We start from the raw sequence: 17,362 nt of genomic DNA, 5'->3' as shown, positions 1-17,362 counted from the left end.
TCCTGCCCTACACCGGCGTGCGCGCTGGCAAGGCGCACGCACGGTCTGCACGATCACGACAATCATCAGTGGAGGACGACACATGAACCGGATCACCGGACGCACCCTTGCATTCGCCGCACGCGCGGCGACCCAGCTCGCGCTGGCGAGCACCCTTTTCGGCGGCGCGATGGCCGCTCATGCACAGAGCGACACACCGGTGGGCGTGTGGCAGACCATCGACGATCACACGGGGCAGCCGAAGGCGCTCGTCCAGATCAGCGACGACGGTAGCGGCGACCTCAGCGGCAAAGTCATCAAGGGGCTCGGTCCGGCTGACAAGCCGGACCGCCGCTGTACCGAATGCACCGACGCACGCAAGGACCAGCTCATTCTCGGCATGACGATTATCGATGGCATGAAAAAGAGCGACGACGGCTGGGACAACGGCCACATTCTCGACCCGGAAAACGGCAAGGTATATCGCTGCAAGATGCATCTGGAAGACGGCGGGCAGAAGCTCGTGGTGCGCGGCTATCTTGGCATCTCGCTGCTGGGCCGCTCGCAGACGTGGGTTCGCCAGCAATGAGCGCCGATCTGGCAGTAGATGGCACTACCAGGCAATTGACCAGGTAATCGGGTGTTTACGGATGTGCGGCTCGAATGTGGGCCAGACAAATGCGAGGGGCGCGGTCCCATCTTGATGGACCGCGCCCCGGCCCATGGACAACATGCTCAGGCCGTCTGGCGATACAGGGCTCGCTGGTAGGAGAAAGGCTGCGCCGCATCGGGCGACGGCGCGAACGGCGAGGTCTTCGGCAGCAACGCGGGCGGCGGGTCGCGACGCGCGAGCTTGTCTGCACGGCTCAGATGCTTGCGCATGCGCATCTCGATCGTGTCGCACAGCGTCACGCCTTCTTCGCCGAACAGTTCCCCCATCACGCGCCTGAGCACGCCGTTATCGTGCCAGGTCTTGAAGCGCCGGTGGCAGGTTTGATACGAAGGGTAGCGGCGCGGCATGGCCGACCACGTAGCGCCGCTGTACATCACCCAGAGCACGCCGTTGAGCACCGCACGCGTGTTGGCCAGCGGCCGCCCGCGCAGCTCGGTGCGCGGGCGCAGTTCAGGCAGCAGCGGCATGACGCGGCGCCATTCTTCCTCGGTAATATCGCGATAGGGGGTCATGGTCCTCTCCTTTGTCCGTAACGTTCCAGACAAACGATAGGGACTTGCCCCAGCGGCGACTATCGGATGAGTCCGAATCTTGAAAAGGCTGCCGCGACGTCTTTTCGCGATGGCGAACGAGACGGAACAGCGCTCAGGTCAGGCTCGTATCGACGATGCGGCGCGGCGTTTCGAGATACTCCTTCGACTGCATCTCGACGATGCGCGAGACCGTGCGCGTAAATTCGTTCGCCATCGGGCCTTCGACATACAACTCTTCGGGTGGCACCGCCGCCGACATCAGCAGCTTCACCTTGTGGTCGTAGAACACGTCGATGAGCCACGTGAAGCGGCGCGCTTCGGACTGCATGCGCGGCGTCATCTGCGGCACGCCGGAAAGGATCACCGCGTGGAAACGGCTCGCCAGCTCCAGATAATCGTTCTGCGAGCGCGGGCCGCCGCACAGCGTCGCGAAATCGAACCAGACCACGCCATCGGCCTTGCGCAAGGCCTTCAGCTCGCGTTTTTCGATATGCAGGATCGGGCTCTCGTCGGGCACCGCCGCGAGCTGCGCGAACGAGTGGCGCAACGCGCGGTCGGCTTCGGCACCGAGCGGCGTGTGATAGACCTCGACCTGGGCGAGCGTGCGCTGCCGGTAGTCGACGCCGGCATCGACGTTCAGGACATCCAATTTTTCCTTGATGAGCTCGATCGCGGGCAGCATGCGGTCGCGGTGCAGGCCGTCGGGGTACAGCAGATCGGGATCGTAGTTGGAAGTCATCACGAACTGCACGCCGTTCTTGAACAACCCATCGAGCAGCCGATAAAGAATCATCGCGTCGGCGATGTCCGAGACATGGAATTCGTCGAAGCAGATCAGGCGATAGCGCTTCGCAATGCGGCGCGCGAGTTCGTCGAGCGGATCGGCCTGACCCTTCAGTTCTTCGAGCTCGCGGTGCACTTCGCGCATGAACTCGTGAAAGTGCAGGCGCGTCTTGCGCTGCAGCGGCACGACCGCATAGAAGCTGTCCATCAGGAAGCTCTTGCCGCGCCCCACGCCGCCCCACATGTAGACGCCGCGCGGCAGGTCCGGGTGAATCAGGAATTTCTTGATCGCATTCGAGCGACGCGACTTGTATTCGACCCATTCGTCGTAGCACCGCTGCAGCCGGTCGATCGCGGCGCGCTGGGCCGTATCGGGCTGGTATCCCCGCTTCTGCAGTTCGTTTTCGTAGTATTCGGTGACGTTCATTTTCTGGGCCGCAAATGAGGAAAGGCGGGGGAGCTAACGCCCACCCGCCTCCGTACGTGATGCTGGTACTGCGAAGCAGGGCAGCCACCAGACAGCGGCCGCCCTGCCCTTGGCGCTTACATGTTCAGCGCGCGCTTGTCGGTGGCGAGCGCGGCTTCGCGCATGACTTCGGACAGCGACGGGTGCGGATGGCAGATGCGGCCGATGTCTTCGGCAGCGGCCTTGAATTCCATCGCCACCACGGCTTCCGCGATCAGGTCCGATGCGTTCGCCGAGATGATGTGCACGCCGAGCAGCTCGTCGGTCTTCGCGTCGGCGATCATCTTCACAAAGCCGTCGGCCTTGTTGATGCCGAGCGCGCGGCCGTTCGCCATGAACGGGAACTGGCCCGTCTTGATGTCGCGGCCTTCGGCCTTGAGCTGCTGTTCCGTCTTGCCGACCCATGCGATTTCCGGCTCGGTGTAGATCACCCACGGAATGCAGTTGTAGTCGATGTGCGGCTTCTGGCCGTCGATGATCTCGGCCACCAGCACGCCTTCGTCTTCGGCCTTGTGCGCGAGCATCGGACCACGCACCACGTCGCCGATCGCGTAGACGTTCGGCAGCGCCGTGCGGCAGTGGTCGTCGATGTCGATGAAGCCGCGCTCGTTGGCCTTCAGACAAATCGCTTCGAGACCGAGGTTGTCGGTGTTCGGCACGCGGCCGACCGAAACGATCAGGCGGTCGGCTTCGAGCACCTGCGCGTTGCCGTCCTTGTCGGTGTAGTTGATGGTGACATTCTTGTCCGTCGCCTTCACTTCACCCACCTTCACGCCAACGTGAATGTCGAGGCCCTGCTTCTTGAAGAGCTTCGCGGCTTCCTTCGACAAAGCCTGGTCGGCGGCGCCGAGGAATTCCGGCAGCGCTTCGAGCACGGTCACTTCCGCGCCCAGACGGCGCCACACCGAGCCCAGTTCCAGACCGATCACGCCGGCGCCGATCACGGCCAGCTTCTTCGGTACCGTGTCGAACGAGAGCGCGCCTTCGTTGTCGGCGACGATCTTGTTGTCGACCGGAATGCCCGGCAGATGGCGCGCCTTCGAGCCCGTCGCGATGATGACGTTCTTCGCCGTCACGACTTCAGTCTCGCCTTCGCCGCTCACTTCGATCTGCACGCCAGCGTCGGTCTTGCCGGTGAACTTGCCGTGGCCCTTGAGCCACGTGATCTTGTTCTTGCGGAACAGGAACTCGATACCCTTCGTCATCTTCTCGACGATGGCTTCCTTGCGGCCCAGCATCTTCGCAACGTCGATGCTCACGTCGCCCACGTTGATGCCGTGGTCGGCCAGGTGGTGCTGCGCGTTCTCGAACTCTTCGGACGAGGCAAGCAGCGCCTTCGACGGAATGCAGCCCACGTTCAGGCAGGTGCCGCCGAGCTTCAGCGTGCCGGCCGGGTTCTTCCACTTCTCGATACACGCAACCGACTTGCCGAGCTGCGCGGCGCGGATCGCCGCGATATAGCCGCCGGGGCCGGCGCCGATCACGACGACGTCAAATTCTTTGGACATGGTCATCCTTTCGATACGTGAGCGCCACGCGCGGACCCCGGCTTCCGGAATCCGCGCGCATGGCACTCAGCGTGAGACTTGATACTTGATGAGATCGGCTTTTACAGGTCGAGCAGCAGACGAGCCGGATCTTCCAGCGCATCCTTCATCGCGACCAGCGACAGGACGGCTTCGCGGCCGTCGATGATGCGGTGGTCGTACGACATCGCGAGGTAGTTCATGGGACGGATCACGATCTGGCCGTTCTCGACCACCGCGCGTTCCTTCGTCGCGTGCACGCCGAGGATCGCCGACTGCGGCGGGTTGATGATCGGGGTCGAGAGCATCGAGCCGAACACGCCGCCGTTCGAGATCGAGAACGTACCGCCCGTCATTTCCTCGATCGAGAGCTTGCCGTCCTTGGCCTTCTGGCCGAATTCGGCGATCTTCTTCTCGATGTCGGCGAGGCTCATCTGGTCGGCGTTGCGCAGGATCGGCACCACCAGACCGCGCGGCGAGCCGACGGCGATACCGATGTCGAAGTAGCCGTGATAGACGATGTCGTTACCGTCGATCGACGCGTTCACGAGCGGGAACTTCTTCAGCGCGTGAACCGCCGCCTTCACGAAGAACGACATGAAGCCGAGCTTCACGCCATGTTCCTTCTCGAACTTGTCCTTGTACTTGTTGCGCAGATCCATGACCGGCGCCATGTTCACTTCGTTGAACGTCGTGAGGATGGCGTTGGTTTGCTGCGACTCCAGCAGACGCTCGGCGATACGCGCACGCAGACGCGACATCGGCACGCGCTGTTCCGGACGGTCGTTCAGCCAGTTCGCGGCCGATGCCGGCGCGTTGACTTGCGGCAGCGAGGGCTTCGCGGCAGCCGGCTTCGCAGCCGCGGGAGCCGCAGCCGGAGCAGCCTTCGGCGCGCCTGCGCCGAGCACGTCCTGCTTCGTGATGCGGCCGTCGCGACCCGTGCCGCCGACATCCGCGCCCGTGAGACCCTTCTCGGCCATCAGCTTCCCGGCGGCGGGCGAAGCAATCGTGCTGCTCGAAGCCGTTGCGGCGACGGCCGGCGCGGCGACGGCAGCAGCGGCAGGTGCCGCAGCCGGCGCGGCGGCGGGCGCGGCGCCAGCCTTGGCTTCCGTATCGATCTTCGCGATCACCTGATCGGCGACGACGGTGTCGCCGTCGTTGGCGACGATCTCGGCCAGCACGCCGGCCGACGGCGCGGGCACTTCGAGAACAACCTTATCCGTTTCCAGTTCGATGAGGATTTCGTCCTGGGCAACAGCCTCGCCCGGCTTCTTCTTCCACTGGAGCATCGTGGCTTCCGAAACCGACTCCGAAAGCTGCGGGACCTTGACTTCAACAATAGCCATGTGATTTTCCTGAATACGTATCTGTAACGAACCGGGGTCGCGCACCTGAGCGCGGGAAAGCGCGCTTTAACGAGGCACGCTTTCCCGGTTCGATTTGCTCTTTGTGCTTACTTCGCGACCTGCGCGCCTTTCAGGCGGCCGAACGCACCCTCGATCAGCGACTTCTGCTGCTCGTAGTGCTTCGCGTAGTAGCCGACGGCCGGCGAGGCGGAAGCGGGACGGCCGCTGTACGCGAGCTTCTGCCCTTCCTTCATGCCTTCCTTCAGGTGGTGCTCGATGTAGAACCACGGGCCCTGATTCTGCGGCTCGTCCTGCACCCAGACCACTTCCGTCGCGTTGTCGTACTTCTTCAGCTCCGCTTCGAACTGCTTGTGCGCGAACGGATAGAGCTGCTCGACACGGACGATCGCGACGTCGTTCGCCTTCGCTTCGCGGCGATGCGCGATCAGGTCGTAGTAGACACGGCCCGAGCAGGCCAGCACGCGCTTGACCTTCTTCGGATCGATCGACTCGTCCACTTCGCCGATCACCGGCTGGAACGAACCCTTCGCGAGCTCCGAGAGATCCGACACGGCTTCCTTGTGACGCAGCAGCGACTTCGGCGTGAAGACGACGAGCGGCTTGCGGAAAAGGCGAATCATCTGGCGGCGCAGCAGATGGAAGATCTGCGCCGGCGTGGTCGGCTGCACGACCTGCATGTTGTGCTCGGCGCACAGTTGCAGGAAGCGCTCGATACGCGCCGACGAGTGCTCCGGACCCTGGCCTTCATAGCCGTGCGGCAGCAGCATCGTGAGACCCGAAACGCGGCCCCACTTCACTTCGCCCGACGAGATGAACTGGTCGATCACAACCTGCGCGCCGTTCACGAAGTCGCCGAACTGGCCTTCCCACGCGACGAGCGTATTCGGCTCGGCGGTCGAGTAGCCGTATTCGAAACCGAGCACGGCTTCTTCGGACAGCACCGAGTCGATCACCGTGAACTTCGCCTGACCTTCGGCGATGTTCTGCAGCGGGATGTACGTGCCGTCGTTCCAGCGCTCGCGGTTCTGGTCGTGCAGCACCGCATGGCGGTGCGTGAACGTGCCGCGGCCCGAATCCTGGCCGGTCAGGCGGACCGAGTAGCCCGAAGCGACCAGCGAAGCGTACGCGAGGTGCTCGCCCATGCCCCAGTCGAGCTTCGCTTCGCCCTTGCCCATCGCGCGGCGGTCGTTGATGACGCGCTCGACGAGCGGGTGAACCTTGAAGTTCTCCGGGATCGTCGTGATGCGCTCGCCGAGGCGCTTGAGTTCCGCGAGCGGCACGGCCGTGTCGGCGGCATCGGTCCACTTGCGGTTCAGGAACGGCACCCAGTCGACCGCGTACTTGCTCTTGTAGTTCGAGAGCACCGGGTCGATGGTGTGGTTGCCTTCGTCCATCGCGGCGCGGTACGCCTTGACGTAGTTGTCGCCGTCTTCCGCCGTGATCACGCCCTGCTGCACGAGCTTCTCGGCGTACAGCGCACGGGTGCCCGGGTGCTGCGCGATCTTCTTGTACATGAGCGGCTGCGTGACCGCCGGCGTGTCCTGCTCGTTGTGGCCCAGCTTGCGGAAGCAGACGATGTCGACCACGACGTCCTTGTGGAACTGCATGCGGAAGTCGATGGCGATCTGCGTGGCGAGCACGACGGCTTCGGGATCGTCGCCGTTCACGTGCAGCACCGGCGCCTCGATCATCTTGACCACGTCGGTACAGTAGAGCGTCGAGCGCGCATCGCGCGGGTCCGACGTCGTGAAGCCGATCTGGTTGTTGATGACGATGTGCAGCGTGCCGTGCGTGCCGTAACCGCGCGTTTGCGCGAGATTCAGCGTTTCCATCACGACGCCCTGGCCCGCGAAGGCCGCGTCGCCGTGGATCTGCACCGGCAGCACCTGCAGGCCGTCTTCGTCGCCGCGGCGGTCCATACGGGCCTTCGCCGAGCCTTCCACGACCGGGTTGACGATTTCGAGGTGCGACGGGTTGAACGCGAGCGAGAGGTGGACCGGGCCGCCTTCGGTGGCCATGTCCGACGAGAAGCCCTTGTGGTACTTCACGTCGCCGGCCGGCAGGTCGTCCACGTGCTTGCCTTCGAATTCGGCGAAGAGGTCGGCCGGCATCTTGCCGAGCGTGTTGACCAGCACGTTCAGGCGGCCGCGGTGGGCCATGCCGATGATGATTTCCTGCACGCCCGCAGCGCCCGCGTGACGGACGACTTCGTCCATCGAGGCGATAAAGCTTTCGCCGCCTTCGAGCGAGAAGCGCTTCTGGCCGACGTACTTGGTGTGCAGGAAGCGCTCGAGGCCTTCGGCGGCCGTCAGGCGCTGCAGGATGTGCTTCTTCTTGTCAGCGGAAAAGTTCGGGGTCGAGCGGATCGATTCGAGCTTTTCCTTCCACCAGCGCTTCTGCTCCGGGTCGCTGAGGTACATGTATTCGGCGCCGATCGTGCCGCAATACGTGTCGCGCAGCGCCTTGACGATCTCGCGCAGCGACGCGCGCTCGAAACCGAAGTACAGGTTCGTCGCGCTGAACGTCTGGTCCATGTCGGCTTCGGTGAAGTCGTAGAACGCAGGCTCGAGTTCGGGGATGGCCGGGCGCTCGCGGCGCTTCAGCGGATCGAGATTGGCCCATTGCGAGCCGAGGAAGCGGTAGGCGCCAATCAGGGACTGAACGTAAACCTGCTTGCGGGCCGTGGCGAGGTCTTCGCCGCCGCCGCGCGGAATGAAGGCGTTGGCCTTGGCGCGCTGGGCAAACGACTCGACGATGGGGCCGTGGGCCACGTCGCTGTCGGCCGTGCCGGTCGACGACGGCACGTTTTGCAGCGCGTCAAAGTATTCGCGCCACGTATCCGGAACGGATGCAGGGTTGTCAAGATATGCTTCGTATAACTCTTCGACATACGGAGCATTGCCGCCGAACAAATAGGAGTTCAGCTGGAATTGCTTCATCGTTTCCGACATTTACGCTCACCTTTCTTCGAGTTTCTCGAGAAATAGCGGGTTACTCAACCTTCCGCGCCACGGCCTGACCGTTTAGCGGATTGCGAATCAAGTCTGCTTGGAAGGACCTAAAACAGCATCCGCGGAGGATATCACAGAACGGATACTCTCCATAGAATGCAATGTGGCACAACACCACACGCAAACCCTTTCTAGACGGGCTTTTGCGGGGTTTGCAACACTCTCTTCCCGCACCGCAGGACAATGGGTCGGCCCCATGGGCCGCCGCATGCAAAAAGGCCGCCCTGACAGCGGCGGCCTTTTTGTTTACCTCAGTGCATTGCGGTGCGCGAAATCTTCGAACGAGACTTATTCGGCAGCGCCTTCACGGCTTGCGCGGCGGCGCTCGTGCTCCTTCAGGTGACGCTTGCGCAGGCGGATCGATTGCGGCGTCACTTCCACGAGCTCGTCGTCGTCGATGAATTCGACGGCGTATTCGAGCGACATCTGGATCGGCGGGACGAGGCGCACGGCTTCGTCGGTGCCCGAGGCGCGCACGTTGGTGAGCTGCTTGCCCTTGATCGGGTTCACGACGAGGTCGTTGTCGCGGCTGTGAATGCCGATGATCATGCCTTCGTACAACGCGTCGCCCGGCTTCACGAACATGCGGCCGCGATCCTGCAGCTTCCACAGCGCGTAGGCAACGGCGGCGCCGTCGTCCTGCGAGATCAGCACGCCGTTGCGGCGCTCGCCGAGCGAGCCTTCGCGGACCGGACCGTATTCGTCGAACACGTGGCTCATGAGGCCCGTGCCGCGCGTGAGCGTCATGAACTCGCCCTGAAAGCCGATCAGGCCGCGCGCCGGAATCTTGTACTCCAGACGCGTGCGGCCGCGGCTGTCCGAGGCCATGTCGAGCATTTCGCCCTTGCGGCGGCCCAGCTCCTCCATCACGCCGCCCTGGTGGGCGTCTTCGACATCCACCGTCAGGAGTTCGTACGGCTCGTGCTTCACGCCGTCGACTTCGTGCAGCACCACGCGCGGACGCGACACGGCCAGCTCGTAGCCTTCGCGGCGCATGTTTTCGATCAGGATCGTGAGGTGCAGCTCGCCGCGGCCCGACACTTCGAACGTGGTTTCGTCGCCGGTGTCCTTCACGCGCAGCGCGACGTTGTGGTTCAGCTCCTTCGTGAGACGGTCGCGAATCTGGCGGCTCGTCACGAACTTGCCTTCGCGGCCGGCGAGCGGCGACGAGTTCACGAGGAAGTTCATCGTGAGCGTGGGCTCGTCCACCGTGATCATCGGCAGCGCTTCGGGGGTGTCGACCGCGCAGATGGTCGCGCCGATGCCGATGTCTTCAATGCCGTTGATCAGCACGATGTCGCCGGCTTCGGCCGATTCGACCTGCACGCGCTCGAGGCCGCTGAACGACAGCACCTGGTTGATCTTGCGGTTCATCACGTCGCCTTCCGGGCCGAAGCGCAGCGCCACCGGCTGACCCGGCTTGATGCGGCCGCGCTTGATGCGGCCCACGCCGATACGGCCGACGTAGGTCGAGTAGTCGAGCGACGTGATCTGGAGCTGGAGCGGACCTTCCGGGTCGGCGTCGCGCACCGGCACGTGTTCGAGGATCGCCTCGAACAGCGGGCGCATGTCGCCTTCGCGCGCATCGGCGGAGAGCGACGCATAGCCGTTCAGGCCCGAGGCGTAGACCACCGGGAAGTCGAGCTGCTCTTCGGTCGCGCCGAGCTTGTCGAACAGGTCGAAGGTCTGGTTGATCACCCAGTCGATACGGGCGCCCGGACGGTCGATCTTGTTGACGACCACGATCGGCTTCAGACCCAGCGCGAGCGCTTTCTTGGTCACGAAGCGCGTTTGCGGCATCGGGCCTTCCACGGCGTCGACGAGCAGCAGCACCGAGTCGACCATCGAGAGCACGCGCTCCACTTCGCCGCCGAAGTCGGCGTGGCCCGGGGTGTCGACGATGTTGATATGGGTGCCTTCGTACTCGACCGCGCAGTTCTTCGCGAGAATCGTGATCCCGCGCTCTTTTTCGATGTCGTTCGAGTCCATGACGCGTTCGGCGACCTGCTGGTTGTCGCGGAAGGTGCCGGACTGGCGCAGCAGTTGGTCGACGAGCGTGGTCTTGCCGTGGTCGACGTGGGCAATGATGGCGATGTTGCGAAGGGCGCGGGACATAGGAACCTGGCTACACAGTTGAGTGCGCGTCTCTCTCGTGTGTTTCCGTGCTCGCCCGCCACCGATAACCGATAACCGATAGCCGGCAGTACAACCGGCGGTGACAGGGCACGTGAGAAAAGCGCACTTTTGGGAACCTGAAATTATAGCACGCGGGAATGACATACCCCCTGGCTGTCTTGCGCAATGTAACCGGAACACGCGGAACACACGTGCGGGCCGGAATTTTCCCACACGGCTGCGCCCGGATTAAGACCCTGGCCAGCAAAGGTTATTCAGCAAACGGAGAATTGACGCTTGCCGCGTCAACTATCTGCGGCCTATAATCCCTGCCTGATCAACCATTGCAGTCGCAGCCGAATCATGACGGACCCGATCCCCGCGCCGCCCGAAGTGCGCAATTACGACTTCGGCGAAAGCGTTGGCTACCTGATCGCCAGAGTGAGATCGACCATGCTGAACATGGTCAACCAGCGCACCGTGGCGGAACTGGGCGTCACGAGCCAGCAGGCGAGCGTGCTGTTCATGGTGGCGAGCGGCAAGTGCGTGCTCGCCGCCGAGCTCGCACGCGAGTACGGCATCGACGCGAGCGCCGTGACCCGGCTAGTGGATCGCCTCGAAAAGCGCGGCCTGCTCGAACGCGTGCGCAGTTCCGAAGACCGGCGCGCCGTGCGGCTCGCCCTCACGCCCGAAGGCCTGGCTATCGCTGTGCGCATGCCGGCGATCTTCACTAGTATCACGGACAAGCTCATGACCGGGCTCTCGCCGGAAGAAGCCGGATTCCTGAAAAGCATGCTGCGGCGGGTACTCGCTAACAGCTGCGATCCGAGCCAGAATCCGCCGGCGAATTCATGACGGGGCAATCAAATTTGAACGCGTCGCACAAGAAAATAGCTGCATCGTCCAGCATCAACACCACTTCTCACGCATCGAGACGAGCAATGAATTCCGAATCCCTCACCCGGGCGGCTCTGATCCGACCGGCGCCGAGCCGGGCCGCCGCGGCCATGGCGGCGGCGCTCGCGGCGCTGGCGCTCGCGGGATGTGCGAACTACGCCGGCATCAAGAGCGACAAGACGCTGGACCAGCCGCAACAGTTCGAGAGTTCGCAGAGCATCCCGGCGCAAGGCGGCCAGTGGCCGACGCTCGACTGGGCGAACCAGTTCGGCGACCCGCAGTTGCCGAAGCTCATCGACGAGGCGCTCGAAGGCAATCCGACCATCGCGCAAGCGCAGGCGCGCATCGCCAAGGCATCGTCGTACATCGAGACTTCGAAGTCCGCGCTCTTCCCGAAGGTCAACGCGAGCTACTCGTGGAACCGCGAGGTCTTCTCGGCCAATTCGCTCTATCCCCCGCCCTACGGCGGTACCTGGTATAGCGAGAACAACGTGCTCGCAAGCGCTTCGTGGGAGCTCGACCTCTGGGGCAAGAACCGCCAGCGCCTCGCCCAGGCGGTGTCCCAGCAGAAGGCCGCCGAGGCCGACATGCAGCAGGCGCGCATCACGCTCGCGGCGTCGGTCGCGCGCACCTACAACCAGCTCGCGCAGCTCTACGCGCAGCGCGACATCGCCGCGCGCGAGATCGGCAACCGCAAGACCATCGGCACGATCACCAACGGGCGCGTGGCGGCGGGCCTCGACACCAACGTCGAGCGCGAGACCGCGAACGGCAACATCGCGACGAGCCAGGCGAATCTCTCGCAGATCGACGGCCAGATCGAAACCGTGCGCTACCAGCTGGGCGCCCTGCTCGGCAAGGGTCCGGACCGCGGCCTGCAGATCGCGCAGCCGGTGCTCAATCCGCTCGCCGACGTCGCGCTGCCCGACAACCTGCCGGCCGACCTCGTCGCGCGCCGTCCGGATATCGTCGCCGCGCGCTGGCAGGTGGAAGCCGAGATGCACGACGTGAAGGAAGCGAAGGCCGAGTTCTACCCCGACGTGAACCTCGCGGCGGGCTTCGGGTTCGATGCGTTCGGCTGGGGCCGATTCCTCAACGTCGCGAGCCGCCAGGCGCAGCTCGGGCCGGCGGTCCATCTGCCGATCTTCGATGCGGGCGCCCTGCGCGCGCAGTTGAAGAGCCGCTACGCCGACTTCGATCTGGACGTGGCCAACTACAACCAGACGCTCATCGGCGCATTCCAGGACGTCGCGACCCAGGTGTCGTCGATCCGCTCGTCGGACCGCCAGCTCGTCGACGCGCAGCACGCGCTCGACGCCTCCACGAAGGCGTACCAGCTCGCCGTGATCCGCTACAAGGCGGGCCTCTCGGAACAGTTGCAGGTGCTCAGCGCCGACCAGAACCGCCTTGTCGCGGAACAGACGGTGACGGACCTGAAGGCGCAGCGGCGCGACGAGCAGATGGCGCTCATCAAGGCGCTCGGCGGCGGCTTCGACGCAACGGACGCGGGCCTGACGCCGCCGGCCGTTGTCGGCAGCGAGGCGAAGGGCCCGAACGGCGCGCCGTGGAGCGGCACGACGGTGCCCGTGCAGCAGCCGGCAACGGCCGCGGCGAGCGCGACGAACTGACCGCACCAAAGGCGCACTGAGCGCAGCAGAACCACACGGCATCGAACGAACAGCAAGAGAGAACCTGGAGATCACTTCCATGAGCACCCCCCAGCAACCGGCGGCCGCCCCGCAGAACTCGAGCAACAGCAAGCGCAAACGCATGATGACGCTGCTCGTCCTCGTGATCGTGATTGCAGCCATTGCCTACGGCCTCTATTACTTCCTCGTCGCGCGCTTCTCCGAGAGCACCGACGACGCCTACGTGAACGGCAACGTCGTGCAGATCACGCCGCAGGTCACCGGCACGGTGATCGCCGTGAACGCGGACGACACCCAGAACGTCAAGATCGGCGACTCGCTCGTCGAACTCGACCCGGCCGACTCGCGCATCGCGCTGCAGCAGGCCGAGGCAAATCTCGCGCAGACGGTACGCCAGGTGCGCGGCCTCTTCGCCGACGACAGCCAGTACGAAGCACAGGTCGCGCAGCGCCAGTCCGACCTCACGCGCGCCCAGCAGGATCTGCGCCGCCGCATGGAAGTCGCGCAGACGGGCGCCGTCTCGCAGGAAGAAATCTCGCACGCCAACGACGCCGTGAAGAGCGCCGAGGCCGCGCTCGAAGCCGCGCAGCAGCAGCTCGCCGCCAACCGCGCGCTCACGGCGAACACGACCGTCTCGTCGCATCCGAACGTGATGGCCGCGGCCGCGAAGGTGCGCGACGCCTACCTCGCGAACGCGCGCAACACACTGCCGGCGCCGGTGACGGGCTATGTGGCCAAGCGTTCGGTGCAGGTGGGCCAGCGCGTCTCGCCGGGCACGCCGCTGATGTCGGTGGTGCCGCTGAACGCCATCTGGGTGGACGCGAACTTCAAGGAAGTGCAGCTCAAGCACATGCGCATCGGCCAGCCGGTCGAGATGACGGCCGACGTGTACGGCTCGTCCGTGGTCTACCACGGCAAGGTGGTGGGCTTCTCGGCGGGCACCGGCTCGGCGTTCTCGCTCCTGCCCGCGCAGAATGCGACGGGCAACTGGATCAAGGTCGTGCAGCGCCTGCCGGTGCGCGTGTCGCTCGATCCGGCCGATCTGCAGAAGCATCCGCTGCGCATTGGTCTTTCCATGCAGGTCGACGTCGACATCAAGGACGATTCGGGTAGCCAGCTCGGCAACGTGCTGAACACCGTCTATCAGACGAATGTGTTCGAAAAGTACGGCGACGAAGCCGATGCCGAGATCGCTCGCATCATCGCGGAAAACGCGGGCAAGAGCGCAGACAACAGTGCAGACAGCGGCAAGGCGACGGTCTCCTCGGCGAACGCACACACGGCAAAGCCGGCCTCGAAGCTGATGTAACGGTCCCCGCACAACAAGAAGTGAATTAATGGCAGAGCAACAAGGCGCAGTCCACCCGCCGCTGCAAGGCGCGCAACTCGTGATCGGCACCATTGCGGTGTCGCTCGCGGTGTTCATGAACGTGCTCGACACCTCGATCGCCAACGTCTCGATCCCGTCGATCTCCGGCGACCTCGGGGTGTCGTCCGACCAGGGCACGTGGGTCATCACGTCGTTCGCCGTGGCCAATGCGATCTCGGTGCCGCTCACGGGCTGGCTCACCGACCGCATCGGCCAGGTGCGCCTCTTCATGGCGTCGATCATCCTCTTCGTGATCTCGTCGTGGATGTGCGGTCTCGCGCCCACGCTGCCCTTCCTGCTCGCCTCGCGCGTGCTGCAGGGCGCCGTGGCCGGCCCGATGATCCCGCTCTCGCAAACGCTCTTGCTCGCGAGCTATCCGCGCGCGAAGGCCCCTATCGCGCTCTCCATGTGGTCCATGACCACGCTGATCGCGCCGGTGGCGGGCCCCATTCTCGGCGGCTGGATCTCCGACAACATCTCGTGGCCGTGGATCTTCTACGTGAACATCCCGGTGGGGATCGTGGCCGCGTTCGCGACGTGGGCGATCTTCCGCCACCGCGACTCGGTCTTGAAGAAGGCGCCGATCGACGGCGTGGGACTCGCGCTTCTCATCGTCTGGGTGGGCTCGCTGCAGGTCATGCTCGACAAGGGCAAGGACCTCGACTGGTTCTCCTCCACCACGGTCGTCGTGCTCGCGCTCACCGCGATCATCGCGTTCGCGTTCTTCGTGGTGTGGGAGCTGACCGAAAAGCACCCCGTCGTCGATCTCTCGCTCTTCGCGCGGCGCAACTTCACGGGCGGCACGATCGCGCTTTCGATCGGTTACGGCCTCTATTTCGGCAATCTCGTACTGCTGCCGCTGTGGCTGCAGACCGACATCGGCTACACCGCAACCAACGCCGGTCTCGTGATGGCGCCGGTGGGCTTCTTCGCGGTCATGCTCTCGCCGATCACGGGCCGCATCCTGCCGCGCACGGACCCGCGCTACATCGCGACGGCGGCGTTCGTGGTGTTCGCGCTGTGCTTCTGGATGCGCTCGCGCTACACGACGGACGTGGACACCTGGGCGCTCACGGTGCCGACCTTGATCCAGGGCATCGGCATGGCGGGGCTCTTCATTCCGCTCGTTTCGATCACGCTCTCGGGCTTGCCCGGCCACCGGATTCCGGCCGCCTCGGGGCTCTCGAATTTCGTGCGGATCATGTGCGGCGGCATCGGCACGTCGATCTTCGAAACCGCATGGGACCACCGCACGACGTTCCACCATGCGCAGTTGACCGAAGTCGCCACGCCGACCAACCCGATCTTCAACCAGTCGATGCAGCAGATGCAGAACGCGGCTGGGCTCGACACGGCCCAGGCGCACGGGCTCTTCGACCGCCTGCTCTCCCAGCAGGCCGCCCAGCTCGGCGTGAACGACCTCTTCTATATTTCGTCGGTGATCTTCATCGTGCTGATCGCGTTGATCTGGATCACGCGGCCCGAACGCGCAGGCGGCGGGGACGCGGGCGCGGCGGCTTCGGCGGCGCACTGACGGACGTAGCGTGCATTAGTCTGGAAAGTGCGGCGGTGCCGCGGCCGTACGGGCTTAAGCCGCGGCGCCACTCACGACGAGGCGCTCCGGCGCAAGCACCCCATTCGCCGCTTTCGCAACGCCCAGCAGGCGGCCGTCGTCACCGTACACACGCACGCGTGCCGCGTTTTCCCACTGGGTGCGATCTCCCGCGAACTCGTGCAACGGCAAACGCTGGCCATGCGTGAAGCGCCGCGACGCCTCTGCGCACAACGTCACGGCAGGGAAAGTGGAAAGCAGCGCATCGACTGGCTGCAGCCAGGCGTCGCGCGCGGCTTCGTCGGCCGTGGCAAGCGTTTCGAGCGTAACGGCCCGCGCAAGCGTCAGCGCGCCCACACCCGTGCGCCGCAGCATCACGAGATGGGCCCCGCAACCCAGCGCCTCGCCGATATCCTCGGCGAGCGTGCGCACATAAGTGCCTTTGCTGCAGGTCACGCGAAACGTCACGTCAGGCAAGGCACAGGCCGCCATCTCGAGCGCAAGGATCGACACCTGGCGACCCTCGCGCTCGACCACCTGGCCCGCGCGCGCATATTCGTAGAGCGGCTTGCCGTCGCGTTTGAGCGCCGAGTACATGGGCGGCACCTGCACGATGTCGCCGACGAAGCGTGCCATCGCCTCGCGCACGGCCGCCTCGTCGCAACGCACTTCGCGTGTGGCGATCGCTTCGCCCTCGGCGTCGCCCGTCGCCGTCCGAATGCCGAGCCGCATCGTCGCTTCGTAGGTCTTGTCGGCGTCGAGCAAGTCCTGCGAGAACTTGGTGGCTTCGCCGAAGCACAGCGGCAGCAGGCCCGAAGCGAGCGGATCGAGCGTGCCGGTATGGCCCGCCTTCTTCACGCGAAAGAGACGTTTCGCGCGGATCAGCGCGTCGTTGCTGGAAAGACCGAGCGGCTTGTCGAGCAGCAGCACGCCGTCGAGCAGGCGTCGCGGCAGCCTGGGCGCCGCCGCCTTGGGCTGCGCCGGATTGGAGGATGCAGTCATGCGCGGGCGCTTACTCGTCCTTGGCGCGCGTCGAATTGGCCTCGTCGATGAGGCGCGACATTTCGACGGCACGCTCGACCGTCTTGTCGTAATGGAAGTGCAGCGTCGGCACGGTATGGATGTGCAGACGCTTGAAAAGCAGATTGTGCAGATGGCCCGCCGCGTGGTTGAGCGCTTCCTGGGTTGCCTGCGGATCGCCCGTGAGCGTCGTGAAGTACACCTTGGCATGCGCGTAATCCGGCGTCAGCTCGACGCTCTGGATCGTCACGAGTCCGATGCGCGGGTCCTTCACCTCGCGCGACACGAGCTCGGACAGATCGCGCTGGATCTGGTCCGCGATCTGCACGTTGCGATTCGGAGAGGCACGTCTTTTGGTCATGATTTATCCACCCTCTTGCAAAAACAAACGGGCGGGGCTGGCCAGCGCCCGCCCCGCCCGC

Annotated in this window: 13 protein-coding genes; 5 read left to right on the top strand and 8 right to left on the bottom strand. The window is 64.6% G+C overall.

The genetic code is table 11. From position 1 onward, the window contains the following. Positions 1–82: 82 nt before the first annotated feature. Positions 83–568 (top strand): DUF2147 domain-containing protein, encoded by a 486-nt coding sequence (locus tag WJ542_RS10290; RefSeq protein ID WP_411189199.1) that lies wholly within the window; start codon positions 83–85, stop codon positions 566–568. Between the two features lie 146 nt (positions 569–714). Here WJ542_RS10290 and WJ542_RS10285 read toward each other — a convergent pair whose 3' ends face one another. From WJ542_RS10285 to typA, 6 genes are all read right to left on the bottom strand, one after another. Continuing rightward, the gene (locus WJ542_RS10285; protein ID WP_411189198.1) at positions 715–1,164 is read right to left on the bottom strand and encodes a transposase; all 450 of its coding nucleotides are present in this window, start codon (positions 1,162–1,164) and stop codon (positions 715–717) included. Positions 1,165–1,297: 133 nt separating this feature from the next. Next, on the bottom strand, positions 1,298–2,395 hold the full coding sequence (zapE, locus tag WJ542_RS10280; RefSeq protein ID WP_411189197.1) for a cell division protein ZapE: 1,098 nt from the start codon (positions 2,393–2,395) through the stop codon (positions 1,298–1,300). A gap of 116 nt (positions 2,396–2,511) precedes the next feature. After that, a complete protein-coding gene (gene lpdA, locus WJ542_RS10275) occupies positions 2,512–3,942 on the bottom strand; it encodes a dihydrolipoyl dehydrogenase (protein WP_411189196.1) in 1,431 nt (476 codons plus the stop codon). A gap of 101 nt (positions 3,943–4,043) precedes the next feature. Beyond that, positions 4,044–5,306, bottom strand: coding sequence for a 2-oxoglutarate dehydrogenase complex dihydrolipoyllysine-residue succinyltransferase (odhB, locus tag WJ542_RS10270; RefSeq protein WP_411189195.1), 1,263 nt, complete (start codon positions 5,304–5,306; stop codon positions 4,044–4,046). 107 nt (positions 5,307–5,413) lie between these two features. Continuing rightward, positions 5,414–8,278: a 2-oxoglutarate dehydrogenase E1 component gene (locus WJ542_RS10265; RefSeq protein WP_411189194.1), complete on the bottom strand. Its 2,865-nt coding sequence runs from the start codon at positions 8,276–8,278 to the stop codon at positions 5,414–5,416. A gap of 348 nt (positions 8,279–8,626) precedes the next feature. Continuing rightward, positions 8,627–10,453, bottom strand: coding sequence for a translational GTPase TypA (typA, locus tag WJ542_RS10260; protein WP_411189193.1), 1,827 nt, complete (start codon positions 10,451–10,453; stop codon positions 8,627–8,629). A gap of 363 nt (positions 10,454–10,816) precedes the next feature. Here typA and WJ542_RS10255 point away from each other — a divergent pair, with 363 nt between their 5' ends. The 4 genes from WJ542_RS10255 (at position 10,817) to WJ542_RS10240 (ending at position 15,902) form a co-directional block, all read left to right on the top strand. Continuing rightward, a complete protein-coding gene (locus WJ542_RS10255) occupies positions 10,817–11,308 on the top strand; it encodes a MarR family winged helix-turn-helix transcriptional regulator (protein ID WP_411189192.1) in 492 nt (163 codons plus the stop codon). 86 nt (positions 11,309–11,394) lie between these two features. Then, a complete protein-coding gene (locus WJ542_RS10250; protein WP_411189191.1) occupies positions 11,395–12,978 on the top strand; it encodes an efflux transporter outer membrane subunit in 1,584 nt (527 codons plus the stop codon). Between the two features lie 79 nt (positions 12,979–13,057). Continuing rightward, the gene (locus WJ542_RS10245) at positions 13,058–14,308 is read left to right on the top strand and encodes an EmrA/EmrK family multidrug efflux transporter periplasmic adaptor subunit (protein WP_411189190.1); all 1,251 of its coding nucleotides are present in this window, start codon (positions 13,058–13,060) and stop codon (positions 14,306–14,308) included. 28 nt (positions 14,309–14,336) lie between these two features. After that, positions 14,337–15,902: a DHA2 family efflux MFS transporter permease subunit gene (locus WJ542_RS10240; RefSeq protein WP_411189189.1), complete on the top strand. Its 1,566-nt coding sequence runs from the start codon at positions 14,337–14,339 to the stop codon at positions 15,900–15,902. A 54-nt stretch (positions 15,903–15,956) separates the two neighbouring features. Here WJ542_RS10240 and truB read toward each other — a convergent pair whose 3' ends face one another. Together truB and rbfA are read right to left on the bottom strand one after the other, a co-directional pair. Further along, positions 15,957–16,922, bottom strand: coding sequence for a tRNA pseudouridine(55) synthase TruB (gene truB / locus WJ542_RS10235; RefSeq protein ID WP_411189188.1), 966 nt, complete (start codon positions 16,920–16,922; stop codon positions 15,957–15,959). 10 nt (positions 16,923–16,932) lie between these two features. Next, positions 16,933–17,301: a 30S ribosome-binding factor RbfA gene (rbfA, locus tag WJ542_RS10230; protein WP_411189187.1), complete on the bottom strand. Its 369-nt coding sequence runs from the start codon at positions 17,299–17,301 to the stop codon at positions 16,933–16,935. Positions 17,302–17,362: the final 61 nt, after the last annotated feature.

It is taken from the genome of Paraburkholderia yinzeri (genome assembly GCF_046581065.1).
Taxonomy (GTDB): domain Bacteria; phylum Pseudomonadota; class Gammaproteobacteria; order Burkholderiales; family Burkholderiaceae; genus Paraburkholderia.
The sequence above is the reverse complement of the archived record's forward strand: the minus strand, read 5'-3'. Positions and strand labels throughout refer to the sequence as shown.